Consider the following 25,497-nt stretch of genomic DNA (forward strand, 5'->3'; position numbering starts at 1 on the left):
CCGCGGCGACGGTCAGCGCCGTGCGGCCGGCGTCGCCGAGCGAACCCGCACGCGAGGCGAACGCCCGCACCAGCGTGGCCGGCACCGGAACCGGCGCGGCCGGCGATTGGGGGGTCGCGCCGCCGTCGGCCAGCTCGATCAGCGCGAGCGGGTTGCCGGCGGTCGCCCGATGCAGCCGGGCCACCGCCTCGGGCGTGGCGTCGGCGTGCCGGGCCACCAGCTCCGCCGCGGCGGCCAGGTCGATTCCCGACAGCGGCAGCCGCGGCAGCCGGTGGGTGCTGTCCGGCTCCGGTACCCGCGAGGTGGCGAGCACGGCGATCGGGTCGGCCATCAGCCGCCGGGCGGCGAACGCGAGCGCCTCGATCGAGGGCTGGTCGAACAGGTGGATGTCGTCGAGCAGGACCGCGAGGGGTCGCTCCTCGGCGTAACGACAGAGCAGGCTGAGGGTCGCCGCGCCGATGGCGAACCGGTCGCCGGGGTCGCCGGGTGACAGCAGGAGCGCCGCCGACAGCGAGTCGGCCTGCGGCGCCGGGATCGTGTGGAGGTGGCCGAGTGCGGGACGCAGGACCTGGTGCAGCGCACCGAAGGGGATGCCCCGCTCCGGCTCGCTGCCCGAGCCGGAGAGCACGCCCATGTCGGCGGTGTGCCGGGCGGCGTCGTCCAGCAGCGCGGTCTTGCCCACGCCGGGCTCGCCGGTGACGACGAGCACGCCGCTCTGTCCGATCCGGGCGCCCGCCACGAGGCGCTCGATCACCCGTCGCTCGGTCTCGCGCCCGACTAGCACAGCCACAGACTAGGTGGGCCACCTGATGCCGCAAGGGGGTCCGGGTTCGTAGGTTCGGTTTCGCCAACCAACTGAGGCGAAAGGAAAATCGATGACCGTCACCGAGCCCGCGACCGAAGTGGACACCGACAAGGTCATGCAGTTCGTGTTCCGTGCCGTCGACGAGGCAGGCGCCACGTTGAACGCCGCGCTCGTCGTGCTGGGGGACAAGCTCGACTACTACCGCATCCTGGCCGCCGAGGGGGCGAGCACGGCCGCCGAGCTCGCCGAGCGCAGCGGCACCGCCGAGCCGTACGCCCGGGAATGGCTCAACGCTCAGGCAGCGGGTGGTTACGTGACGTACGACCCCGGCACCGCGAGATACACGCTGCCCCCCGAGCACGCGGTCGCGCTGACCGTCGAGGACAGCCCCGCGTTCCTGCCCGGCCTGTTCCAGATCGCGCTGGGCACCGTGACCGACTCGGCGCGGGTGCTGGACGCCGCCCGCAGCGGCTCGGGCGTGGGCTGGCACGAGCACAACGGTGACGTGCACGTCGGCTGCGAGCGCTTCTTCCGGCCGAGCTACAACGCCAACCTCGTCGCCGGCTGGCTGCCCGCGCTGGACGGTGTCGTGGCCAAGCTCGAGCGGGGCGCGCTGGTCGCGGATGTCGGATGTGGACACGGCGCGTCCACGATCCTGATGGCGCAAGCGTTTCCGGCCTCCGAGTTCATCGGGTCGGACTACCACGCCGAGTCGATCGAGACCGCACGGCAGCGCGCCGCGACGGCGGGTGTGGCCGACCGCGTCCGGTTCGAGGTGGCTCCCGCGAACGGGTTCACCGGCGCCGGCTTCGACCTCGTGACGATGTTCGACTGCCTGCACGACATGGGTGACCCGGTCGGCGCCGCGCGGCACGTGCGGTCGGCGCTGGACGCGGACGGCACGTGGATGGTCGTCGAGCCGATGGCCGGCGACCACGTCGAGGACAACCTCAACCCGGTGGGGCGGGCGTACTACGGGTTCTCGACGCTGCTCTGCACACCGGCGTCGCTGTCGCAGGACGTCGGGCTCGCGCTCGGCACGCAGGCCGGCCCGGCGCGGCTGCGCGACGTGGCCACCGCGGGCGGGTTCACCCGGTTCGCGCGCGTCGCCGAGACGCCGTTCAACCAGGTGCTGGAAGTCCGCCCGTAGGCTGACCACAGAGGACGAGGTGAGCACGATGACCGACGTTGGTTTCGCATCGCGCGCGGGCGTGCGCATCGCGTACAAGGTCTACGACAACCCGGGCAAGCCGACCGTGGTGCTCATGCCGACGTGGTCGATCGTCCCGTCTCGCTTCTGGAAGGCGCAGGTTCCCTATCTGGCGCGGCACTACCGCGTGGTGACCTTTGACGGCCGGGGCAGCGGGGATACCGACCGGCCGGTGGGTGCCGAGTCCTATGCGGACAGTGAGTACGCGGCCGACACGGTGGCCGTCATGGACGCCACCGGCACCGACCGGGCCGTGCTCGTGGGCTTGTCCTGCGGCGCGACCTGGTCGGTGCACGTGGCCGCCCGCCACCCCGACCGGGTGGCGGGGGTCGTGGCGATCGGGCCGGCCTGCGGGCTGCGGGTCACCGACCCCGAACGGGAGCAGTACGCGTGGGACGCGCGGCTCGACACGACCGAGGGCTGGGCGAAGTACAACCGGAACTATTGGTTGGAGGGCGGCTACGACGACTTCGTCGAGTTCTTCATGGGGCGGATGTTCACCGAGCCGCACTCGACGAAGCAGATCGAGGACAGCGTCGGCTGGGCGCACGAGATCACGCCCGAGACGCTCGCCGACACGACCGCCGGCCGCCTCGGCTGCGACGGCGTGGTGTGCGAGTCGATCGAGGAGCTGTGTCTGCGGGTGCGGTGTCCGGTGTTGGTGGTCCACGGGACCAACGACCGCATCCGAGCGTCCGCCATCGGCGAGCGGCTGGCCGAGCTGACCGGTGGTTCGCTGGTCCTGTTCGAGGACGGTGGGCACGGTCTGCCCGCGCGGTCGCCGGTCGAGATCAACCTGCTCCTGCGTGACTTCGTCGACCGGATCCACCCGCCCGTGGTGGTGTCGTCGCGCCGGCCACGCGCGCTGACTCGGCGGCCGCGGGCGCTGTACCTGAGCTCACCCATCGGCCTGGGCCACGCGCGGCGGGATGTCGCCATCGCCGCGGAGCTGCGTCGCCTGCATCCCTCGCTGGAGATCGGCTGGCTGGCGCAGCATCCTGTCACGGCGTTGCTGGACCCGGCGCAGGTGCATCCGGCGTCCGCGTGGCTGGCGAACGAGTCGTCCCATGTTGAGCACGAGGCCGGCGAGCACGACCTGCACGCGTTCGAGGCCATTCGGCGGATGGACGCGATCCTGGTGCAGAACTTCATGGTGTTCAACGAGGTGGTGGAGTCGGAACGCTACGACCTCGTTATCGCCGACGAGGCGTGGGATGTGGACTACTTCCTGCACGAGAACCCTCACCTGAAGCGCTTCGCGTTCGCCTGGCTGACTGATTTTGTTGGCTGGCTCCCGATGCCGGAAGGCGGCGCCCGCGAGGCCGCGCTGACGGCGGACTACAACAAGGAGATGCTGTCCCACCGCGCCAGGCTGCGCCGGGTGCGGGATGCCTCGATCTTCGTAGGCACTCCGGACGACGTCGTCCCCATGTCGTTCGGCCCAGATTTACCTGAGATTCGCGAGTGGACGGTGTCGAACTTCGACTTCGCCGGCTACGTAACGGGTTTCGTTCCGCCTTCGTCTGCCGAACGCCTTGCCACCCGCCACAAACTCGGCATCTCGGACGACGAGCTGCTGTGCGTGGTGACGGTGGGCGGTTCGGGCGTCGGCGAGCCCTTGCTGCGCCGCGTTCTCGATGCCATTCCCCTGGCCCGCCGCCAGGTCCCGGGCCTGCGCTTCCTGGTGGTGACCGGTCCCCGCATAGACCCGCGCTCCCTACCCCGCCGAGCCGGCACCACGGTCCGCGGCTATGTGCCGGACCTACACCGAGTCCTGGCATCCTGCGACCTGGCGGTAGTCCAAGGTGGACTGACCACGTGCATGGAGCTGACCGCGGCGGGCCGCCCGTTCATCTACGTGCCGCTGAGAAACCACTTCGAACAGAACTACCACGTCCGCCACCGCCTGGACCGCTACGGCGCCGGCGAGTGCCTGCAGTACGAGGAAGCCACCGACCCGGACCACCTGGCAACCACGATCGCCAAATCGATCGCCCGCCCAGTCACCTACGAACCGGTGGAGACGGACGGCGCCACCCGCGCGGCGAGCCTCCTTTCCAGCCTGCTCTAGAACGGCTCAGGCGCCGGGTCTGATGTTGCTGACCGCCGCCGAAGCGAGGGCGAGGAGACTGTTCCCGCGCTCGACCTGCTGCGTGGAGACGGCGACCAACGGGTCGAGGAAATCGGAGTACCTGTACTCGTGCAGTACCGACCTGGATTCGAACTCCTCGCCGTCTCCGGTGTCGTAGTTGTACATCCGCCCCGGCCGCTCGCGCCACACCCACGTGCCGCCGGTCGAGGACAACCGATCCACGTTCTCGCCCAGCCGGGGATGGTCCTTGAAGTTGTGTCCGGCCAGGTAGTCGCTGTAGCGGTCGTGACTGTCGGAGTCAGCGTGGTCCGGCGGCGCCATCGTCGAAAACGACCATGGTTGAGCTTGCCGGAGATCTGCTTGTTCAAGGCGTGGATCTGCGCGTAGAGGCCCGTGTAGGTCGCCAGAAGGTGCGGCGCCGCGCCCGCGGACGCGGCGCCCGTCCCGATCAGAACTGCAGGCTCCACGCCCTGATCATGCCGGTGTCGGCGCGGGCGGCGTCCCGCACCCGCAGCCGCCACGTGCCGTTCGCGGTCTCGCCGGCGGCGTTGACCGTGTAGGTGGAGACGAGGTTGTCGGCACTGCCACCGGCGCGGTTGTGAAGGTTGTAGACGCTGCCGTCCGGCGCGACGAGATCGACTACCAGGTCGCCGCGATAGGTGTGCTGGATGTCGACACCCACACCCAGGGCCGCGGGCGCGTTGCCGGACACACCGGTCACCGCGATCGGACTCTCCACGGTGGACAGATCAGGGATGGCGACGTCACCGGGGTTCTCGAACCGCGGGCCCGGCGGAGGCGTCGTGGCGGTGGACAGCGTCCAGATCGCGTAGGCGATCGCGTCGCTGTTGCGGTCGAGAGCGGTGACGTTGACGTTGCTGATGTTGTCGCAGGAGGCGTGGTAGCAGCGGTCGTAGGCCTGGCCGGCGGTGCCGCCCCACTTGGCGGCCTGAGCGCTGGTCTTGGTCCCCTCGGCACCGGTGAACAGGCCGCCGGTTGGGATGCCCGCGTTGGCGAAGGCGGCGTGGTCGGACCGACCGCCGACGGAGGTCAGCTCGGTCGGCACCCCCATGGTGGCGAAGGGCGCCTCGAGCACGTGCTGGAGGTCGGTGGACCCGGGTGGCTGGCCGCTGCTGGAGTAGACGAAGTACCCGGGGTTGGGCGAGCCGATCATGTCGAAGTTGATGTACCCCTCGACCTTCGCCCGCTCGGTGCCCGAGAGGCTGTTGACGTAGAACGTCGACCCGACGAGCCCGCGCTCCTCAGCGCCCCACCACCCGAAGCGAATCCGCTTGGTCGGCGTGAGGTTCTGCGCCGCGACGGTCAGCGCCACTTCGAGCAGCGCGGCGGACCCCGAGCCGTTGTCGTTGATCCCCGGTCCCGCGGTGACTCCGTCGAGGTGTCCGCGGCGCACTGAACTTCACATCCTCGTTCCGGTAGTTCACAAAGATATCGGGCACGCCTTACATGATGCCGTAACCACCTACTCGCCCCGTGGGCCGTTCTGGGTACGAGGACAGCGGGTGGTTTCGATAACTTCGATGATTTCGATCCCCATGCGATGTGTTCCATCCCGAGGCAACGGACTTGATCAACAGTGTCCCGGTACGACTCGCCTCGTTACCTAGCGGAAGGAAGATCATGGCTGACTCGCCGGACCTCGGCGTGGAGCGGACGTCCGTCCTGCTCAAGCCGGATGTCGTCGCTCGTGCATGAGCTCACACCCTTCCTGCGCTCGGGCCGTCACACGTCAGGGCCGCAGCGGCCAGTGAGGAGCCGTGAGGCAACCGTCCCGATGCCGTCCCAGCGGCGGGACAGCATGACATCCTCGTCGAGCTGCGACAACAGGTAAACGGACGGCTGGGGCGCATCACAGGGTGCCGTCCCAGCCGTCCCCAGGATGCCCTCAGCGGGCCACTCGGAACGCGCGCACCCGTGCCGTCCCAGATAGTGTCGTGAGTCGTTGATTCGGCTGCAGTAGGCGGCGAGGGTGTCGAGGATTTGGTCGGTGGTCTTGGTCCAGACGAATGGCTTGGGGTCGGTGTTCCATTCGTTGATCCATTTGCGGACGTCGGTTTCGAGTTCGGTGACGCTGCGGTGGGTGGAGCGGCGGAGTTTGCGGTTGGTGAGCTCGGCGAACCAGCGCTCCACGAGGTTGAGCCAGGAGCTGCTGGTTGGGGTGAAATGCAGGTGGAACCTGGGGTGGCGGATCAGCCACTCCTTGACCTTCGGGGTCTTGTGGGTGGCGTAGTTGTCCAGCACCAGGTGCAAATCGAGGTCTTTCGGGACTGCGGCATCGATCACTTTCAGGAAGCGCAGGAACTCTTGATGGCGATGCCGTCGGTAGTGGTGTGCGATCACCGAGCCGCTGCTCACATCGAAGGCGGCGAACAGGCTGGTGGTGCCATGGCGGACGTAGTCGTGGGTCATCCGCGCCGGCGTGGTGGGCATGATCGGCAGAATCGGGGCGGTGCGGTCAATTGCCTGCATCTGGGACTTCTCGTCGACCGCGAGCACCAGCGCGTTCTCCGGCGGAGCCATGGAGAGGCCGACGACGTCGCGAACCTTGTCCACGAACTGCGGATCGGTCGACAGGTTTCCACGTCTCGATCGCGTGTGGCTTCAATCCGAACGCCCGCCAGATCCGCGAGATCGCCGTCTGCGACATCCCGGTCGCATTGGCCATCGATCGGGTCGACCAGTGCGTGTCCTGCCCCGGTGTGTCCTCCAGGGTCTTGGTGATCACCTGCTCGACCCGGTCATCGGTGATCAGCCGCGGCCGCCCCGGACGTGGTTCGTCGGTCAGACCCTCCAGTCGGCGAACCAGGAATCGAGATCGCCACTTGGACACCATGTCCCGCGACACACCCAGATCCGCAGCGACCTGCCCGATCGAGCCACCTTCCGCGCACCGCAACACAATCCGCGCCCGCGCCGCCAACGCCTGCGACGTCTTACGCCGACGACTCCACGCCACCAACACCTGCTGCTCCTCAGCAGACAGCACCACCGGATCAACCTTCGGGCTCGGCATACCAAACCCTACCAACTGCCGGCGAACTAACGACTCAAGACACTAGCCGGTGACCTGACAGCTCCATCGCGTCGTGCGATTGAGGATTTCTTCAACGCGCAGCTGCGCGGGTCTGGCGGTGACCTGCCGTTCGCGGGTCGGTCCGCAGAGTTGGACGAACTCACTCGTTGGCTCGACGACCTCAACGGATCACCCGCCGGACTCAGTAGGCACTCGCATGACGGCGTTCATGCCCAGTTCTCCGTGCCCTGCCCCGGGTGGAGGGGACGTCGGAGGGTCGCTGCCCTTTGCTCACCCGAGGAGGTTTCTGGCGGCGACGAGATCGGCAATCGCACGTTGCGGCCAGCGACCCGTTAACCCGCGAGCCACAACCGACCCGCCCATGTGCCGACCTCGAGGTTGCCCTACTACAGTTTCCACACCTCGAAGTCCACGACCAAGCTGGCTGTGTCGTTCCCGACGACCCGGATTGCGGCGATGTTGCCCTGATCCGTGCTGACGCACAGCCAGGCTCCCTCGGTGAGGGCGGCAAGCTCGACGCTTCCCGTCGCGTCAGTCGGCGGCACGAGGCGATCTTGACATCTGTCGTACGACGCCTGTTGGCCGTTGGGCAGCGCGATGAGCCGCGGTTGGTAGTCCGGGGCGTGCAGGTATACGGACTCGATGATGAGATCGGCCAACTCCCCGCAGCGCGGCGGACCGATCCGCGGGTGCATCGGGCCCCAGCCCGGGCAGCCGGTGTCGAGGTCGACCTTGTCCCCGTAGTTGGACAACGGGTCGGACGACGCGCTTAGCTGGTATGCGGACTTCGCCTGGATGGTACGCGGCGCGTTCCGCTCTTCGTGGTTGATGGTGAAGGCCATGACAATCGCGGCGATGCCGACCATCGTGGCGGCCGCTACGCCGGCCGCGCGCCTGCGGCCGTGCCAGCGCCGGGTGGTGACGCCGACCAGTGCCGCGCCCCAGAACGAAACCCCGGCAAGCGCCGCGAGCGCTCCCACGAAAACACCCGCGAGCACACCCGAGACCACGCCCACCAACCCGACGGCGGCCACTCCGCTGAGCACCCAGGGCCGCCGGGCCATGGCCGGCCGGCTCCGCCCGAGCTCGGTGACCAACGCCATGGCGAACGCGGCCGCATGGGCGGCGGCTCGCGGTTGCCACCCCTGCGCGTCGGTGAGGTCCTTCTCCCCGCCGGCCGAGTCGCTGATGCCCCGAACGGTCAGCACGGGGGTCGCCGGGTTCAGGTGGCCGGCGCTGGCCACGCCGCCGCTCTCCATCTCGATCGCCAAGCTGTCCGCGTAGTACTGCTGGAGCTGGCGCGCGAGCGGGGCGTCCGGCGAGTTCAGGACCACCTCGCCGGCGGCAACCGATCCAAAGTAGAGGGAGGGTCTCGGGTTGATGGAGGATGCCCACGCGCCCGCCCGGTCCACGGAGTGTGCGCTCTGGATGAGCGCGTGTGGGGCCTCCCACATCCGTGGGTACGCACCAAACCCGCTGGGGTCCTCCCGGCCGCCGTGATAGGCGTAGACGCGCTCAGCCACCACGACATCGCCCAGACGGATGTCGTCCCGCAAGCCGCCGGCCACACCGACGAAGAGGACGGCGACCGGGCGGAACACCCTGATGGAGTGCTCGGTCAGCGCTGCGGCCACCAGGTTTCCCTTGCCGGTCAGGCCGAGCGCGATCCGGGTGCGGCTGCCGGGCAGCGTGCCGACGTCGTACCTCGTCGCGTTCTCGGTGGTGTACTCCCGCACGCCGGTCAGGTAGGCGCGGACCGCCGCGTACTCGACGTCCAGCGCGGTGAGGACCACCAGAGTCCGGTCGAACGTGTCGATGTCGTTCATGCTCAGCTCTCGCACCCCGACGCCCCGGTCGGCTCGCCGAACTTCACCGCGCTGAGCTGGATGGGGGCCAACTGCTCCGGCCGTGCCCCGGCGGCGGGCGACTGCCCGACGACCACCCAGTTCCGGTCCACCAACTGCTGCCGCCCCTGTCCAGTGGCGTCATCCGAGCCGAGGTTGTAGTACCCCGCCGCCTGCATGGCGTCCTGCGCGGCCTGCAGGTCCATGCAGACCACATCGGGTAGGGCGGCGGTGGTCCCGGGCCCTGCCGGGTCGGCGCCGTCGCCGGAATCTTCGGGTGCCGGGTTCGCCGGCGGCGTTTCCGCCGAGGTGCTCGCAGACTCGGCGACCGGGGGCAGCGGCTCCAGTGGTTCCTCGGTGGTGCAGGCTGTGACCGGCAGGCACAGACAGCAGAACAAGCCGAGGGCGGTAAGGCGGGTCGAACGCAACGGGCACTCCTGTTTCGGGTTGGGGTCAGCGGAAGGTGACGCGGAAGCCGAGCGAGGCGAACAGTCCGGTGAGCGTGTCGCGGGTGTTGGCCGTGGCACGTTCGGTGAGCCCGGCCTCGCGCGCGGCATCGCTGATCTTGTCGGCGGCCACCTGGTAGTACTCCTGCTGGGCGGGTGTCTCGAAGACCGCCTTGGTGCGGTTCCACAGGCCGCGCTGCTGGGTGACGAGGTAGGTCCGGTCGTTGTCCAGGCTCGGTTCGGCGAGCGCGGCCGCCGGCAGCCGCACCTCGACCGAGCGGGCGGTCCGGTCCACCCGCAGCGCCTCGGTTGGCAGCGTTGCGAGGTCGACGTAGGCGTTGACCGTTCCGGCGGCCACGAACAGGGTTCGTTCGCCGGCGATGAAGTCCGGCAGGGTCGGGACGTCGTGCTCGATGTCGACGACCACCTGGAAGTCCCCGACGGCGGCGTGGAACTGGGCGAGGTTCCGGACCGACTGGAGCAGCACCGGCTGGCTCCGGTCCGTGGTCCGGGTCGCGAACGGGTTCAGGCTGGGCAGCAGACTGGCCAACCAGAGCACCAGGACCACCGCGATCATCGCGACCACGCCGCGGGCCAGCCACCGTCGCGGCTTCACGAGGTCGTCCGCCGGCGGTCCGGTTCCGGCGCCTCCTGCAGGTGTCCGGACTGGATGGTGTGCACGACGAAGTCGGCCGCGTTGCGGGCCGCCGTCGACTGGTCGTCGATCGACCAGGTCATGTCCATCCCCCAGTCCGAGATGCCCTTCACCACGACCCAGTCGGTCTTCCACCGCGCGGCGGCGGCGTACACGGCCGCACTCTCCTTCTCGCCACAGCTGGCGTAGGGGTTCTCCTCCCGGATCCGCTGCCGCAGTTCCGGTGACCGGAAGCCCGTGTTCGACGCGAGCATCCGTCCGGGGTGGACTTTGGGAGCGCTTTCCGCGCGGTCGTGCGTGGCCGTGGTGAACCGGTTGAGGAGAGTGGGCGACGGGCTGACGACCTCGCCCTGGAGCAGGACTCCCTTGTCGGTCACCGTGCGGGGGTCCAGATCTTGTATCTGTTGCGGCACACAGATGTCGCCCAACTCCTGCTCGTCGTCCCAGAGCCCGTAACAAGTTCCGGTGAGGATCACGTAGTCGGGCTCGCACGTCCTGACGAGATCCTCAGCTGTCAGCATCATGCCGGTCGGTCCCGACGCTCCCTGGCTGCTGCTCTGGGCCAGCAGGACCGTCGCACCACCGAGCGACCCGAGCTCGAACACACTGTTCATACCGCGCGAACTGATCCGCGCGGGTTCGCCGTTGGCCTCGCGCACGGCCTTGATCACGGCACTGCGCTCGTTCTCGGTGACGACGAGGATCAGGATCTTGGGTTGTGACAAGGGTTCTTCCACTCCTCGGCGGAACGCTTCCTGTTCCTGCTCCTGCGCCTTTCGTGCCTGACGGATGGCGAAGTAGGCCACCGGGACGGTCATCACGCCGGCCGCACCGAGCAGCAGGCCCATCACCCAGGACGAGGTCGTCACCGGGGTGAAGCCCGGCAGGTCGGTGAAGAACAGCCGGCCGCCGAGCCACCGCAGGGCGTCGAGGTAGGCCACCCCCTCCCAGCCCGCCACGAGCATGGCGTTGAACGCGACGGCGAGCGCCAGCGCGACCAGGTACAGGAAGAGGAAGCCGCCCCGGTCCACCGGCCGCTTCGGCGGCCCCGTCGACGAGTCGGGCAAGGTCATGATCACCACCTCAGCGTTCGGGCCGTACGGGCGGAGCACTCCGGCCGCGTTCTCGATGGCCTCGCGCATCGGCGTTGTGGTGACCCCGCCGGTCAGCCAGACCAGTACCTCGTTGACCCGGACCCCGACCGGCCGCCCGCCGTGCTCGACGGCGTCGGCGTTAATCCGGGCCGTGACCAGCTGGACCAGCCGGGTCGGGGCCAGGCGCAGCAGCTCCTCGGCGCGCTTCGGCTCGCTCTGATGGCACAGCGAGACGTGCCAGTGCCGCCCGGGCAGCGACTCGGCCGCGATCGCCGCCACGCGCCTTTCCTTGGCTCCCAACCGGTGCAGCCACTGTCCGGACCAGAGCAGCTGCGCGACCATCAGCACGGTGACGTGGAGAAGGCTCAGCACTATGAGCAACAGCGCCACGGTGACCAGTGGGGTGAGGAGTGCCAGTGCGACCGCCGCCAGCAGCATCGTTGCGGCGGGCAGTATGTAGACGAGCCTCGCCCAGTGCCGGTCGACGACCCGCAGCAACGAGAGCCGTGCCCCACCGGCCAACAGCCGCCCACGCGCCGGCGTCCGCGGCTCCAGGACGGCGAAGCCGTTGACGTTGTGCCAGATCAGCCGTCCTTCCCGGGCCGCGATGTACAACACGACCGCCAGCGGTCCACGATCGCGCACGATCCCCAGCACGCTGCGGGGCCGCGCCACCCCGAGCGCTTGCCGGCCGAGCTCGGCCGCCCGGACCACCCTCGCGGCGGTCCTGCACTCCGCGAACGTCGGTGTGGTCACTGCTGCCTCCCGGTGAGCCGCCGGTTCAACAGAACGATCGCCGCCGCGGTGAAGGCGACCGTGAGCATGCCCAGCATGCTCAGGTCGAATGCCCATTGCGTCGTGCTGTGCTCCCACAACGGATCCGAGGTGGGACCCGGTGCCAGAGTCTGCAGGTCGACCGACGACGCGGTCGCCGCGAACCCCCACCGTGCCGGCAACAGCCACGACACGGCCTGGACGAACCAGGGTTTCGACGCGAGGTCGGACATGCCGCCGCTGAGCGCCACCTGCGCGATCGCGGCCGCGGTGGCCAGCGCGACGGCTTGCTCGAGTCGCTTGGCCAGCACCGAGATCAGCAACCCCGCCGACATTGCCGCCACGCTCATAGCGGCCAGGTTCACGAAGAGCTCCGTGGTCGGCCCCAGGGCGACCGAGCGCTCCGGGCCGGCGAGCACCAAGACGAACGTCGCGGTCACCAGCAACGCCTGGAGCGTCGCGACCGCGGCGAAGACCAGCCATTTCGCCAGGACGACCGCAGCCGTCGACGCACCCGTGCGGTGTTCCCGGTGGATCGTGTCGTACTCGGTGACGATGTCGCTGTAGGTCAAGGCCTGCCCGCCGAGCATGCTCAGCGTGATCAGCAGGCTGACCGCGGTGGCTGCCGCCGCCGACCCCGGGCCGCCCTCGGTGCCCCACCCCTCCTCACCGACGACCGGGCCCGCGAGCAGTGCGCCGGCGACCGAGATCACGAACGGCATGCCGATGACCGCGACAGCCTTGAGTCGCCTGTGGAGCTCCGGCACGTTCCGTAGCGGCGCCCGGGCCAGTATGAGTGCAAACTGGCGGTGCAACAACACCGGGAACTGGCGGAGGAATGCGGCGCCCGAGCCGCGGGGGCGGGTCGGGCCTTGTGCGGTGTCCACACGGCGCAGCTTCTCGGCGAGCGTCCTCGCCGTGCCGGCCAGCATGCCGGCCTGGTACCGCTTCGCCGCCGGTTCCGGGTCCGCGGTGAGTTGCTTCATCAGCTCCGCGTAGCTGCCGGCCCGCAGGTCGTCGATCACCGAGCCGGGTGGGCCGAGGTGCACCGGACGGCCTTCACCCGCGACCACCAGCACCTGGTCGACGGCCGCCAGGTGCTGAGTCGAGTGGGTCACGACGACGACAGTCCGCCCCTCGGCGGCCAGCGTCGCGAGCAGTTCCATGACCTCGAAGTCCATCGCGGGGTCCAGCCCGGACGTGGGTTCGTCGAGCATGAGCAGGCGTGGCCCGGCGAGGATCTCCAGCGCGATCGACACTCGTTTGCGCTGGCCGCCGGACAACTGCTCGACCCGGCGGTCCAGACGTTCCTCGAGCCCGAGCTTCGCGCACACCTCGACGACCCGGTCGTCGCGCCCGCGGGCCCGGTCCGGCGGCCTGCGCAGCCGGTCGGAGAACCGCAGCAGCTGGCGGACGGTCAGCGTGCGGTGCATGTCGTCGTTCTGCGGGACGAAGCCGAGCATGGTGCGGATCTGGGCGCGGTGCGTGCGCAGGTTCATCCTGCTGAAGTACATCGACCCCTTCGCGAGGTCCAGCTCGCCGAGGAGCGCGGCGAACAGGGAGCTCTTGCCCGCGCCAGACGGGCCGAGGATCGCGAGGACCGACCTGGCCCACTGGGTGAACGACATCCCGGTCAGCCGGGACCGGCCGCGGTCGTCCGTGGCGTGCAGGTCGGCCACCACCAGGTCGGGACGGTCGAGCCAGGTCTCCTCGATGATGTCCTCGGCGACCAGCCGGTACCGGCAGTCGCCGATCGCGAAGGTGTCGCCGAGCTTCAGGTCGGTCCAGCGCAGCGGCCGTCCCTCTTGGAACGTCCCGTCGCCTCGCCCGTGGTCGACGAGCCGGTGCCCGCCGCCTCGCCGGGTCAACGTGGCGTGTACGCCGGCCACGCCGTAGCCGTCCTCGATGAGCACGTCGACACTGCCCCCCTGGGAGCCGAACCGGGTCTCCTCTCCGATGGTGATCAGCCGGCTGCCCCGTGGCTTGGGTGGCACGGGTTCGGGAGCCGGCGGCGCCGGCCTCGGTCGGGGACCGTCCGGCAGCGGGTCGCCGGTCACCCCGCGCACGGCCCACCCCGGTACCTCCGGCGCGACGCTGTCCATCACCTCGTTGACCCAGGCGCCGGCGGCGTGGCTGCGTACCAGCCGGCGTCGGTAGGCGGTCAGCCGCCGGTGGGTGAACTCGTGGATCCGGCGCACGCGGGTCCGGGCCACCACGATCTCCCGGTTGGCAGCGTCCTGCTCGACCGCGAGCCGCTCGGTCGCGACGTCGAGGTCGTGCTGCGCGGCCTGGACGAGCCGGTCGACCCCGGCACGGCGCCGGGAGTGCTCACGGCTGCGCCGAAGCCGGACCATGACCGGGCTGCGCGTGTCCTCCAGGTACCGGCGCCGGCTGAGCTCGGGCTCGGTGAGCGTGCTGGGAATCTCGGCCAGCCGCTCCGTCGCCCGCGCCAGGGCGTTCCGGGCCGCGTCCGCCCGCTCGGTCGCGCGGGCGAGGCTTTTCATCACCTCGGCCCGGCGCGCCTCCAGCTCGGTCCGCTCGCGCTCGAACGAGTCCTGCGCGCGCCGGATCAGGTACTCCCGGTGCGGTGTGGTGGCCACGGCCCGGTCGGGGTCGGGCACGTGTGCCCGGCCATCGCGCCAGCCGTGGTACCAGTCGGAAACGCGGGCGAAGGGACCATAGGGAATCGGTTGGGCCATCAGTCCGCCGGACAGTTCAGTCGGACGGTGACCTTCCGGTTCTGGGCGGCGGGCCCGGGCAACAGCGTGCCGTCGGCGGCGTGGTCCCGGACGTAGCCGTCGAACTTGCTGCCCAGACCGACAGTCCGCAGCCGCGCGCCGTCGATGCCCATGTCCTCGAGCACCCGCCGGACGGCCTCGGCACGTTGCTTCGACAACCGGACCTGGCCGTCCAGGTCGCCGACGTTGGCGGTGGTACCGACGAGCTCACCCGACTGCCGGCCGTCGCGCATCACGTCGGCAACCCGTTGGATCGTCGCGCGCGCGGCACCCTCGTCGAGGAAGGCAGCCTCGTCCCGGACGAACCCGACGTCGTTGCGCTCGCCGAGAACGGTCTCGCCACAAGGCTTCGGGGGCGGCGGCGGTTCGGGCAGGCGGACGACCGCGACCGGAGGCGTGTCGGACACGGCCGTCTTGGTCCCGGGATCGTCGAGTACCTCGACGCACGCGGCGCCGCCGGCATCGGCGATGGCCCGCCAGATGGCGGCCACCTTCCGGAACTGCCGGGTGTTCAGCGTGGGTTGCGGTGGCGCGGTGTTGCCGAGCCCGACCAGCACGACCTTCCGGCCGGTCAGGTCCGGCAGCAGGTCCTGCTCCCTCAGGTGGTCGGCGACCTCGGCTGGGTCGGCGTCCAGCAAGTTGGCGGACTCGTCCTGGAACCGCAGCGGCGGCACCGTCTGCAGGCCGGAATCGACCAGCACGACGTTTCCGCCGGAGGGCACTGCCCGCGCGGCGAGGGTGAGTGCGGCGAGCGGGTCGGCCTCGCCCTTCGTCGCCTTCGTCGCCTCGGCGAAGGCCGTGCGAAGATCGGCGAGGAAGGGCTCGAAGTCCTCGTCCTCCGCGGGATCGTTGCGGGCGGACGAGACGAAGGTCTCCGCGTACGCGACGCTCGGGTCGCCGTCCGCCCGGACGAGCGTCACCTCCTGCTTGTTGCGGGCCGTGGCGGTCATCAGGCTGGCCAGGGAGTCCGGTAGTCGCGGGGTGTCGCTGTTCGCCCGGGCGCCGATCGCGGCTGCGAACGGGACGGACGACTCAGTGGCACACCGGGGCGGCGACGTCTCGCCCTCGGACGTGCCGGAGCAACCGGCGACGAGCGCGGTCAGCACGGCGACAAGCCAGGGGATCGAACCTCTCACTGCGAACTCCTGAGATCTGGGGTGGGCGTCGGGTCCGGCTCGGTCGAACCGTTGGTGGTGTGCGCCGTCGGCAGGGACCGCGGGTCCGGCTGGAACACCGCGTCGGTGAACGCCGCGTCTTGTGCCCGATAGGCCATCAACATCCGGGCGTACTGCTTGAGCTCCTCGGCCAGGCAGGTGCGTTCGGTGCGCTCGTCCCGCAGGGCCTGATCCGCGTCGTCGATCGCCTGCTGCTGCGCCTCACGCAGTGCGCAGACCTTCGCGAGCGCGGCGTCCGAGGCCCCCAGCCGGTCGGCGGCGCGGGTGTGCCGGCGGCGGAGCGCGCGGTGGGCGCCGGGAAGCGGGTTGTGGGTGAGGTAGGCGCCGACCAGGGCGACCACGCCGGAGCCCAGGTACAACGCGAGGAACACGAGCGCGGCCGGGAGCAGGGATTGTTCGTCCTCCGTGGCGGTCTCCTCCGGTGCCGCGCCCGCGGTGAAGTCCCCGGCCGGGACGCCGCTTGGACTGTCCTCCATGGATAGTCGGACCCAGAACGCCGCCAACCCGATCAGAGCCCAGACGACCAAACTCACCCAAGCCCACCTCGCACGGCCGGGCATCCTGGCGGCCCGTTCGCGGAATGTCACTCCGCTGAAGTGGGCAAGGCACAGCACGACCACGGTCAGGCCGATCACGACCGTGAATGCGACGAGCGCCGGCTGACCTGTCATGATCAGCTGGACGACTTGGGCGAAGGCACCGATGTCGGCCAGCGCCGCGATGACGAGCGCCACCACGTGGCGGTAGGCGCCGACCGGTCGCCCGCCGACCAGACCGGCGTCGTCGAACCCGCGACCGTCTCCGGGCGTCGTCAAGGCCTCGAACGTGGCCCCCCGCGCCTTCGTCAGCTCGGCGACGTCCGCCTCGTCGGCCTTGTGCACGGTGGTGAGCTGCTGGACCGCGGCCTCGGCCGAGCCGAGCCGGTGAGTCGCCCGGGCCAGGAACTTCCGGTGCTCCCGGTCGACCGAGGCGAGCCACTGGTTCCTACGCTCGTCGATGAGACGTTCCGGCGCGTGGGCCGTCGCCTCGTCCACGCCGTGCGGGAACAAGGGAGTGACGTCCTGTTCGACCTGTCGGCGCGCCGCGTCCCGGTCGACCGGCGTCGGCTCGAAGGTGAGCACCTCGGCCTCGTCGTAGGGCCAGCCGGCGGGCGCCGGGTGACCGCCGATCCGCGCGATGCGCTCGTAGCGCCGGGGACGTCTCAGACCCGGGAACGGTTTCGTCACGATGTCGTCTCCTGCACCGGGGTCAGGTCGGGATCCCGTGCCCAGTCCGGCAGGTCCGGGCCAACGGGCTTGAGCTGGTCGTTCAGCAGGTCGCCGTTCGTGTGCGAGCGAACGAGCTGTCGCCAGTAGACAGCGACCCGGCGCCAGGCGTGCTCGTGCACCCGCCGCGCGCGGATGCGGGCGACGGCACGCCTGGCCTCGGTGAGCCGCACGATCTCGGTCGCAGCCCCACGCGCCTCGCTCAGTGCCTTGCGCGCCGAGTCGTACTCGGCCTCGATCGCCTCGAGATTCCGCGCGTGGTCGGCGGAGCGGCGGACGCGGACGAGCGTCTCCGGGTGCTCTGCCTCGGCGAACCGCCGCACGGCGAGCGCAGCCTCCGCGGGCCGCGTCGCCGAGTCGGCGACCAGCTGGGCCAGCCGCGCGACCTGTTCCTCGGCGCGCTGGAGGCGCTCCCGGGTAGCAGCTTCGTCGCATGCGTCGACGATCGCGGCACAGTCCTCTTCCGACGCGAGCCGTTCGAGCTCCATCTGGGTCCGTGCGGTCCGCCGCAACTCCTCCAACTTGGGCGTGCCGACATGGAGCGGCTCACCCCAGGCGTACTCGTCGTCGGCGGGAGGCGCCACACGGGGCAGTCCTCGCCGGCCGTCCCGGTGGCCAGCCAACTGGTCGGACAGGCGGTGGTGCAAGGGAAAACGGCTCGGCCTGGCCGGCGGTGCCGTCCAGGCACTATGCCTGACATCGCTGGTTAACGGCCACACCGGCCTTACTCCTTGAAAGTGTGGGACGACTTTTCGCCGTCGACCGAGGACGTGGGGAACGAGGGGGTATGCGCGACACATCGCGTCAATGCGACAATCAGTTACCGAACGTCTGCAACGGCTGAGCGTGTCGGCCCGCACCTCCGGCGTCCCACAGATGATCCAACGCGTACGCGCTGTGTGTCTTGAAATGATTTGACCTACGTTCGCGATGAGGATGTCATCCAAACAGAGCAACGGTCTAGATCCAGATCCAGGCCAAAATTGACCACAAACTGACAACTTTCGCGAGAACGGTCCGAAGCTGGTCAGGAGGACACCGTGACGGCACCGGTGGAGCCGATCGAGGCCGATTTTCGACAGTTTCGAAGAGGTCGAGGCATCCGGGAGCCCAGGCCGCTGAAGAGCCTGTCCGCCGAGCTCAGGACGCTGTGCCGGATCGGCGAGCGGGACGATCCGGGGCACGCGTGGGCCACTTTGGTTCGAAAGGTCTCCGACCTCACCGCACGACTGCCTGCCGATCTCCGGATCGCGGCCGAAGCGGCGTTGGCGCTGCACTCCGAGACCGAGAACATGCGGTACCTCAACGATCGGATCGAGTGGCTGCGCATGCAGGAGGAGTGCTCGGAACGCACCGCCCGGCGCCGGATCGAGGACGCGGTGAAGAAGTTGGTCGTCGAGGCAAAACGTGATCTCTCGCAGCCGCCGGAGACTTTCACCAACCCGGACCAGGGTTGGTACGTGGAGATGTTGCGAACCCGCCTGCAGGTCGGCCGGGGGAGTCCGCGTGCGGTCGAGGAGCGTCGCATCGTGGTGACTACTGACGGGCTCGGTGAGATTATTCATCGCGCAAACATTCCTCCAGGCGATTACGACCGGACCCGGAAACGCGGCCTCGACATGGAGGTGGTGTACGGCGGGTCCATGCGCCCGATTTCCTCGTCGGGAAGTCACTTTCAGTGGGGAGTCAGGTTGCCGGTCCCGATGAACCTCGGCGACACGCACGACTACGGCGTCGTGATGCGGATACCCGAGGGACAGTCGATGGTTCCGCAGTACGTCTGCCTCCCATTGCGTCGCCATGATCTCTTCGAGTTGCGAATCGCGTTCGACCCCACCCGGCTGCCCGCCAGAATCTGGCGCCTGGCAGGCGTCGCACCGCGGGTGGTCGACGACTGGCAGGTCATCGAACCGCTACTCGTGCCGAATAAGGCGGGCGAGGTCAGCGCCATATTCCGCGACCTACGGGTCGGGTTTGGATACGGGATCCAGTGGGAGCCTTGATGGCCTCCGCCCGGCGCGGTACGCACCGGGCGGAGCTACAGTGGTGCACCAGTCACGCGCGTCGTGGTAGCGAGCGGCGGGAGCGCCGGCGGCCAACCTGAGCGCTCTCGCCCGCCCGGTCACAGAACCAACAGGATGAGCAGCAGGCCGACGATCGCGTTGACCTCCATCTGCAAACCTCCTCTCCAACTGTGTGCACTTATCGTCAGAACGACGTTAAGTGCACTCCGAGAGTAGGCTCACATCGACTTGATGTCAATCTGACGAAAAGGTAGCCTCGCGTGATGCCGAGTGAGAAGCCCTGGCGGATCCCCAAGGTGGCGGTGACTGTCGACCTGGCCGTCCTGACGGTGCGAGACGGCGCGCTGCAGATCCTGCTGGTGAAGCGAGGAATTGAGCCCTACCAAGGGATGCTCGCGCTGCCGGGCGGGTTCATCGCGTCCACGGAGGAAGACATCGAGGCCGCCGCAGAACGGGAGCTCGCCGAAGAGACCGGGCTGACCGCCGACCAGCTGCACCTGGAGCAGCTGCGCACCTACGGCACGCCGGAACGCGATCCACGGCAGCGGGTGATCACCGTCTGCTACCTGGCGCTGGTACCAGATCTGCCGATGCCAACCGCCGGCGGCGATGCCAGGGCGGCGAGCTGGGTGCCGGTCGCGCACGTGCTGAACGACGACGCGGAAATCGCGTTCGACCACCGGTCGATAATTGCCGACGCGGTCGAGCGCGCACGAAGCAAGCTCGAGTACACTACCCTGGCCGCCGCCTTCTGCCGCACCGAGTTCACCATGACCGAGCTACGCCGGGTTTACGAGATCGTCTGGGGCGTCGAGCTCGACCCGCGCAACTTTCACCGCAAGATCACGAGCGTCGACCGCTTCCTAATCCCGACCGGTCACCGAACCACACGGGACGGCGGCCGCCCCGCCGCGCTCTACCGACGCGGCACGGTAGCGGTCTTGCACCCACCGATCCTGCGCAACTCCGACCCCGTCACAGTCTCCTGACCCGTTCGCCACCTTTCGACCAGGAGTGCCTCGTTGTAGACGAGGTGGGTGGTCTCGGCGAGCTTGGGTTCGTTGGCGGCGCGCCGTCGATATGTGCCGTCTGGGCCGGTGTGGGATCAGCTGAAAGAAATTCTGCTAGGGAAACGAGACGATCTTAACCTCGAGCACGCAGGGCTAGAAGGACTGGCAGCCCAGTGAAGTATCGTTAGAAAGCGCACTAGTACCGCGCCGCCGTAGATGGCTTCGATGAGCTTCTTCTGCTTGGCCTGCAGTTCTCTCGACGCGATGCTCCACAAAAGAGCTTCTTGTCGCATCGGATTCTGCAGCGTCGCAGATCGGCGTAGAAACGCTCCAGCGCTCTCGTGTCGACCTTCCGCACGGCTACCGAACCCAAGGTCGATCGCATGTAGCGCTCGATGTAGTTCACATAGCCGTCGCAGGTGCTGACGATGACTTCGCTGTTCTGCATCCACTCATCTACGGCCTGGGCGAACGGAACAGCCGAGGCGACAGTGCGTTGCTTGAGAATCTGCGCACGGAACTCGGTGAGCTTGTTCTCGGCTTTCGCCACGCCGCATCGTCGGTGCCCTGGATTGTTTCGCGCAGATTGGTCTGCCGGCCGGTCACCGGGTCCGTGCCGGCGTAAGGCGGACACGCAGACCGCCATCGCGTTCCTCGATATTGCCCTTGGGTCGGACGCTGCCTGGGCGTGCTCAACTCATGCCCAATGATCAAGTTACACGGATCGACGAGCGATATCGTTCCTGGTCAATAGCGGTGGGGCCGAAGGGAGTCGAACCCTCACTGGCTGGAACCTAAATCGACTACACACCGTGGCATAGGTACGCGTCCAGGGCACGAGCGGATCCGGTGACGCCGTGTGGGGTGTCAGAGGCACCGTTGAACACAAGTATATGCCCACGTTCATGCCCACGCCGTGCCGTCTGCGTAGAGATGGGCGCTTGTGACGGCAAGCGGACACGTTCGGGCTGAGCATGCCGAGCGCGCTGTGGCGTCGGCGGAACATGTCATCGAACCCGGCCTGCCACCGGGCCGGACGATCATCACCTACAGTCCATGACGCGGCCAGCGCGTCTTCTTCGAGACCCAACACAGCTCCCCACCACCTGCTCGCGACCGGCGATAACCTGGACCCGCCGCCCGACAGCACTCAGATGGGCCGCGTAGTCGTTGGTGTCGCGCCGGACGTAGGGATCCCGCAGCAGCCCACGGGCGGCCTCGGGTCTTGACGTACTGGCGGTTCGCCGGTTCTCCTCAAGCGGCGTGCTTCGCGCGCTCCCCTCGAGGTGGCTACGCTGACGCCTCATGGCAAGGCGTGTTCCGAAGTCCGTGGTGCCGTTGACCGGTCGGTGGCGGATCGTGGAGATGAGCGGACGGGACCGCGATGCCATCGACCTGGTCGAGCCGGGTTTCATCGAGTTCGCCGGGGACGGGAGGGGCCAGTTCGGTTTTATCGCCGGTCGTGGTTGGCTGGACTGCCGTCCTGTCGAGCAGGATGGTCGTGTCGGTGTCGAGTTCACCTGGGAGGGCATCGATGATGGCGACCAGGTCAGCGGACGCGGCTGGGCGTCTCTTGTGGATGGCGAGACGATCGAGGGGCGCGTGTTCTTCCACCTGGGAGACGACTCGAGTTTCCGGGCAAAGCCACCTACTGCTGACGATCGCGTGGATGGATAGTGAGCGAGTACCAGTACTACGAATTCCTAGCGATCGACCATCCGCTGGATGATGACGAGCAGGCTGAGGTTCGGTCGCTGTCGACCCGGGCGAGGATCACCGCCAGCAGTTTCGTGAACGAGTACCATTGGGGAGATTTCAAGGGCAGTCCAAACCGGCTGATGGAGCGTTATTTCGATGCGCATCTGTATGTGGCCAACTGGGGTACGCATCGGGTGATGTTCCGCCTGCCGTGTGATCTGCTCGATCCCGATGTCGCCGAGGATTACCGCGTCGGCGAGCAGGTGGACGCCTGGGTCGCGGACGAGTTCGTCGTGCTTGGATTCATCAGCGAGGATCACGCTGGTGAGTTTGAATTCGATTATGACGCCGAGGCGTTGCTGTCGGCGATCGTCGGCGTGCGTGCCGAGCTCGCCACCGGTGATCTCCGGCCGCTCTACCTCGCCTGGCTGGCCGCCTACGGCGCCTGGGAGCGGGACGAGGACGTCTTCGACCGCGACGCCGACGACGATCTTGAGCCACCAGTGCCGCCCGGGTTGGGCACGCTCACCGCGGCGCAGCGGGCGCTGGCCGACTTCCTCCGTCTCGACGAGGGCCTGCTCATGATCGCCGCTCAGACAAGCCCGCGGCTCGAGGCGAACGCCGACGATCCCGGCGACCTCGCCGCCTGGGTGACTCACCTGCCGGCTGCCGAGAAGAACCGGCTTCTGCTGCGAATCGTCCATGGCGAGGCCACGCGGGTACGGATGGAGCTGCTGCGCCGTTTCCGCAGCGACACCGGCCCAACGAGGCCCGTCCCAGCCCGCCGGACCGTGGCCGATCTGCTCGACGACGCGGCGCGCCGACGAGCCGAGGGTCAGCGTCGCCTGGCCGCCCAGCGGGCCGAAGACGACACACGCCGGGAGCAGGCACGCGCCTTGGCCCGCGAACGACGACTCGACGAACTGGCGGACGAGGAAGACGCCGTGTGGTCGCGCGTCGACGCGCTAATCGCCGCCCGGAAACCGGCCGAGTACGAAGCCGCCGTCACGCTGCTCACCGATCTCCAAGCACTCGCCGAACGCGAGGGCCGCCACGACACCTTTACGTTGCGCACCATCGCACTGCGGCAAACGCATGCACGCAAGCCCACCCTCATCGAGCGCCTCAACCAGGCCGGCATCTGAGCACCAGATCTACGGTGGTTTCCGTGGAAGACGATCAGCCAGCGATTGTCGCGAGACTCGCGGAAGAACTCGCGGGACTACGTGTGTTGACCGCGCAGTTGCGTGCGGAGAACGCGCGACTATTGGGGCTGCTGGAGCTGACGCCGAAGCAGGCGGTGCCACCCGGCCCAACGCAGACCGGTTTTCTTTGAAGCACCTCCAGGCCCGGTCGACCGACAGTCGGCACCGGAAGTGAAGGTGGACTTCTTCGCGGCCTTGTTCGCCGCTCGCACCGACATCTACGCCACCCGATGGGAGAACGCGCGTGCCGGCAAGGCGGGTTGGTTGCCGGCGGTGCGTGGCGGGTGGCGCAAGGGCGTGCGCCACGAGGACCGCGACTACCTGCCACTGAGCAAGGACGTGCTGCGTGCGCATCTGACCGGTGGGGTGCATGTCGGGCTGTATCCGCTGCTGGACGGCGACCTGTGCTGGTGGCTGGCGGCCGACTTCGACGGGCCGATGGCGATGCTGGACGCGCTGGCCTACCTGAAAGCCGCCAGAACATGGTCGGTGCCGGCCGCGTTGGAAGTGTCGCGCTCGGGGATGGGTGCGCACACGTGGGTGTTCTTCACCGCGCCCGTCCCCCCCGAGACGACTCGCCGGCTCGGCACCGCCCTGTTGCGGGAAGCGATGGCGGTGCGCGGCCGCATGGACCTGGCCAGCTACGACCGGCTATTCCCGTCGCAAGACGTGCTGCCGTCAGGCGGCGTAGGGAATCTGCTCGCCGCACCGCTGCAGGGCAAGGCCCGCCACGACGGGGCGACGGTGTTCCTCGATCTCGCGACGATGGAACCCCACGACGACCAGTGGGCATACCTGTCCTCGCTCGGCCGGATGAGCCCAGCCGAGGTCACTCGGGTCGCGCGCCGCGCCGGCAGAGTCACGGTCGGCACCGGTGTCGACAAGATCGGCGCAGCGGTCTCGACCCGGATACGTGCCGCCGCGCCAGCCATCGTGCAAGCCCGGCTCAACTCAGGAATCCGTCTGGAATCAGGAGAGCTGACCCCGGCGTTGCACGCGACGCTGAAGCACGCGGCGTCGATGACGAACCCGCTGTTTACGAGCGCCAGCGACTCCGAATGTCCACCTGGGACACGCCGAGGTTCCTGCGCAGCTACGACGAAACTCTGGACGGTGGACTCGTCCTGCCTCGGGGCCTGCAGGACACAGTGGCCTCGCTGGTCGAGCAGGCAGGCAGCCGCCTCGAGGCCACCGACGAGCGACAGACCTGCAAGGCGCGGGAGCTCACATTCGCCGCCACACTGACCCGCGAGCAACAAGGCGCCGTGGACGAACTGCGCGAACACGACCTCGGGGTGCTGGTCGCGCCGCCAGGCGCCGGCAAGACCGTGATCGCCTGCGCGGTGATCGCCACCCACGCGACCTCCACGCTCGTGCTTGTCGACCGCAAGACACTGGCCGACCAGTGGCGCACCCGCATCAGCGACCTGCTAGGTGTCAAGGCCGGCCAGCTCGGCGGTGGTCGCCGCAAAACCCGTGGCGTGGTCGACGTCGCGATGCTGCAAACCCTGGCCCGCAAGCCCGACATCGAGCAACACACCAGCGGCTACGGGCTGGTCGTCGTAGACGAATGCCACCACATCCCCGCCGCGGCCTTCGAGCACGCCGTCAAGCAAATCCCGGCTCGCCGCTGGCTCGGGCTGACCGCCACCCCGTACCGCCGTGACAAGCTCGACGACCTGATTGCCCTCCAGTTGGGCCCGATCCGGCACACCATCACCCACTTCTCGCCACCGGCCGGGGACGGTACGCCCCAACTCGAGTTCGACCAGCCGATCCATCGCCCGACGCCCGTGCTCCACGTGCACGACACCGCCTACCGCTACATCGGTGACGCCGATCCGACGAAGCCCGGTGGCATGGCGGCGATCTACCGCGACCTCGTCGCCAACGACGCCCGTCTCACCCAGATCGTCGACGACGTGATCGCCGCGCTGACACGCGACCGGCACTGCCTACTGCTCACCCAGTGGACAGCCCATGTCGAACGGTTCGCTAACGAGCTCCGACATCGTTCTCTTGACCCGGTCGTGCTGCGCGGTGGAATGAACGCCACGGACCGCCGCGGCGCCCTCGCCCGACTCCACACCCCCACCGACGGCACACCACTGCTGGTCGTCGCTACCGGACCATTCGTCGGCGAAGGATTCGACTGCCCCATCCTGGACACCCTGTTCCTCGCCGCACCCATCGCATTCAAGGGACGCCTCGTCCAGTACGCGGGCCGGATCCTGCGTGCACATCCCGGCAAAACCACCGCTGAAGTCCACGACTACCACGACATCAACACCGGCGTCCTGGCCTCGTCACTGGCCAGACGCGCGCCCGGCTACGTCAATCTCGGCTTCCCAGACCCCCGTCGATCAGCATCGACCAGTTAACTCAAGCCGACGTGGGTGAACTGAAG

General features: G+C 68.7%; 22 protein-coding genes and 1 pseudogene. 9 read left to right on the forward strand and 14 right to left on the reverse strand.

What is annotated here, in order from left to right; all coding sequences use genetic code 11:
* The coding region (locus ACRDSK_RS10005) for an AAA family ATPase (protein WP_431439728.1) at positions 1-784 on the reverse strand (784 nt) is incomplete at its 3' end.
* Positions 785-875: 91 nt separating this feature from the next.
* On the opposite strand from ACRDSK_RS10005, the gene ACRDSK_RS10010 reads away from it, so the two are divergent.
* On the forward strand, positions 876-1,955 hold the full coding sequence (locus ACRDSK_RS10010) for a class I SAM-dependent methyltransferase (protein ID WP_431439729.1): 1,080 nt from the start codon (positions 876-878) through the stop codon (positions 1,953-1,955).
* 28 nt (positions 1,956-1,983) lie between these two features.
* Positions 1,984-4,086 carry an alpha/beta fold hydrolase gene (locus tag ACRDSK_RS10015; protein WP_431439731.1) on the forward strand — a complete coding sequence of 701 codons (2,103 nt, stop codon included), beginning with the start codon at positions 1,984-1,986 and terminating at the stop codon, positions 4,084-4,086.
* Positions 4,087-4,092: 6 nt separating this feature from the next.
* Here the strand turns inward: ACRDSK_RS10015 and ACRDSK_RS10020 are convergent, their stop codons facing one another.
* From ACRDSK_RS10020 to ACRDSK_RS10070, 11 genes and pseudogenes are all read right to left on the reverse strand, one after another.
* The gene (locus tag ACRDSK_RS10020; RefSeq protein ID WP_431439732.1) at positions 4,093-4,428 is read right to left on the reverse strand and encodes a hypothetical protein; all 336 of its coding nucleotides are present in this window, start codon (positions 4,426-4,428) and stop codon (positions 4,093-4,095) included.
* Between the two features lie 127 nt (positions 4,429-4,555).
* Complete coding sequence (locus tag ACRDSK_RS10025) at positions 4,556-5,521, reverse strand: M20/M25/M40 family metallo-hydrolase (protein WP_431439733.1); 966 nt, start codon at positions 5,519-5,521, stop codon at positions 4,556-4,558.
* 554 nt (positions 5,522-6,075) lie between these two features.
* Positions 6,076-7,141: pseudogene (locus ACRDSK_RS10030) on the reverse strand (IS630 family transposase); the annotation flags it as partial.
* A gap of 407 nt (positions 7,142-7,548) precedes the next feature.
* Positions 7,549-8,988, reverse strand: a complete 1,440-nt coding sequence (locus ACRDSK_RS10035; protein ID WP_431439735.1) for a hypothetical protein — start codon at positions 8,986-8,988, stop codon at positions 7,549-7,551.
* A gap of 2 nt (positions 8,989-8,990) precedes the next feature.
* Positions 8,991-9,434: a PASTA domain-containing protein gene (locus ACRDSK_RS10040; protein WP_431439736.1), complete on the reverse strand. Its 444-nt coding sequence runs from the start codon at positions 9,432-9,434 to the stop codon at positions 8,991-8,993.
* Between the two features lie 25 nt (positions 9,435-9,459).
* Positions 9,460-10,068, reverse strand: a complete 609-nt coding sequence (locus ACRDSK_RS10045) for a DUF4230 domain-containing protein (protein WP_431439738.1) — start codon at positions 10,066-10,068, stop codon at positions 9,460-9,462.
* Positions 10,065-11,957, reverse strand: a complete 1,893-nt coding sequence (locus tag ACRDSK_RS10050; protein WP_431439740.1) for a hypothetical protein — start codon at positions 11,955-11,957, stop codon at positions 10,065-10,067. The genes ACRDSK_RS10045 and ACRDSK_RS10050 overlap by 4 nt, the downstream gene beginning before the upstream one ends.
* On the reverse strand, positions 11,954-14,596 hold the full coding sequence (locus ACRDSK_RS10055) for an ATP-binding cassette domain-containing protein (protein WP_431439741.1): 2,643 nt from the start codon (positions 14,594-14,596) through the stop codon (positions 11,954-11,956). The genes ACRDSK_RS10050 and ACRDSK_RS10055 overlap by 4 nt, the downstream gene beginning before the upstream one ends.
* Positions 14,597-14,673: 77 nt before the next feature.
* Complete coding sequence (locus ACRDSK_RS10060) at positions 14,674-15,849, reverse strand: OmpA family protein (protein ID WP_431439742.1); 1,176 nt, start codon at positions 15,847-15,849, stop codon at positions 14,674-14,676.
* The gene (locus ACRDSK_RS10065) at positions 15,846-17,114 is read right to left on the reverse strand and encodes a hypothetical protein (protein ID WP_431439744.1); all 1,269 of its coding nucleotides are present in this window, start codon (positions 17,112-17,114) and stop codon (positions 15,846-15,848) included. Before ACRDSK_RS10065 ends, ACRDSK_RS10060 begins: the two co-directional genes overlap by 4 nt.
* Complete coding sequence (locus ACRDSK_RS10070; protein ID WP_431439745.1) at positions 17,111-17,737, reverse strand: hypothetical protein; 627 nt, start codon at positions 17,735-17,737, stop codon at positions 17,111-17,113. The genes ACRDSK_RS10065 and ACRDSK_RS10070 overlap by 4 nt, the downstream gene beginning before the upstream one ends.
* Positions 17,738-18,193: 456 nt before the next feature.
* On the opposite strand from ACRDSK_RS10070, the gene ACRDSK_RS10075 reads away from it, so the two are divergent.
* Positions 18,194-19,156: a hypothetical protein gene (locus ACRDSK_RS10075; protein ID WP_431439747.1), complete on the forward strand. Its 963-nt coding sequence runs from the start codon at positions 18,194-18,196 to the stop codon at positions 19,154-19,156.
* A gap of 284 nt (positions 19,157-19,440) precedes the next feature.
* Positions 19,441-20,166 (forward strand): NUDIX hydrolase, encoded by a 726-nt coding sequence (locus tag ACRDSK_RS10080; protein WP_431439749.1) that lies wholly within the window; start codon positions 19,441-19,443, stop codon positions 20,164-20,166.
* A gap of 217 nt (positions 20,167-20,383) precedes the next feature.
* Here the strand turns inward: ACRDSK_RS10080 and ACRDSK_RS10085 are convergent, their stop codons facing one another.
* Both ACRDSK_RS10085 and ACRDSK_RS10090 read right to left on the reverse strand, forming a co-directional pair.
* A complete protein-coding gene (locus ACRDSK_RS10085) occupies positions 20,384-20,737 on the reverse strand; it encodes a hypothetical protein (protein ID WP_431439751.1) in 354 nt (117 codons plus the stop codon).
* Positions 20,738-21,230: 493 nt separating this feature from the next.
* The gene (locus ACRDSK_RS10090; RefSeq protein WP_431439753.1) at positions 21,231-21,602 is read right to left on the reverse strand and encodes a Mu transposase domain-containing protein; all 372 of its coding nucleotides are present in this window, start codon (positions 21,600-21,602) and stop codon (positions 21,231-21,233) included.
* On the opposite strand from ACRDSK_RS10090, the gene ACRDSK_RS10095 reads away from it, so the two are divergent.
* The 5 genes from ACRDSK_RS10095 to ACRDSK_RS10115 are packed head-to-tail and all read left to right on the forward strand — an operon-like array spanning position 21,493 to position 25,471.
* Positions 21,493-21,864, forward strand: coding sequence for a hypothetical protein (locus tag ACRDSK_RS10095; protein WP_431439754.1), 372 nt, complete (start codon positions 21,493-21,495; stop codon positions 21,862-21,864). The two genes, ACRDSK_RS10090 and ACRDSK_RS10095, sit on opposite strands and share 110 nt — an antisense overlap.
* Entirely contained in the window at positions 21,864-23,030 is a 1,167-nt protein-coding gene (locus tag ACRDSK_RS10100) for a hypothetical protein (RefSeq protein ID WP_431439755.1), read from the forward strand. The genes ACRDSK_RS10095 and ACRDSK_RS10100 overlap by 1 nt, the downstream gene beginning before the upstream one ends.
* A 23-nt stretch (positions 23,031-23,053) precedes the next feature.
* A complete protein-coding gene (locus ACRDSK_RS10105; RefSeq protein ID WP_431439757.1) occupies positions 23,054-23,221 on the forward strand; it encodes a hypothetical protein in 168 nt (55 codons plus the stop codon).
* Between the two features lie 46 nt (positions 23,222-23,267).
* Complete coding sequence (locus tag ACRDSK_RS10110; protein ID WP_431439759.1) at positions 23,268-24,335, forward strand: TOTE conflict system archaeo-eukaryotic primase domain-containing protein; 1,068 nt, start codon at positions 23,268-23,270, stop codon at positions 24,333-24,335.
* Complete coding sequence (locus tag ACRDSK_RS10115) at positions 24,239-25,471, forward strand: DEAD/DEAH box helicase (RefSeq protein WP_431439760.1); 1,233 nt, start codon at positions 24,239-24,241, stop codon at positions 25,469-25,471. The genes ACRDSK_RS10110 and ACRDSK_RS10115 overlap by 97 nt, the downstream gene beginning before the upstream one ends.
* The last annotated feature ends 26 nt before the right edge of the window (positions 25,472-25,497 follow it).

The organism is Actinophytocola sp. (assembly GCF_050699915.1).
Classification (GTDB): Bacteria; Actinomycetota; Actinomycetes; order Mycobacteriales; family Pseudonocardiaceae; genus Actinophytocola.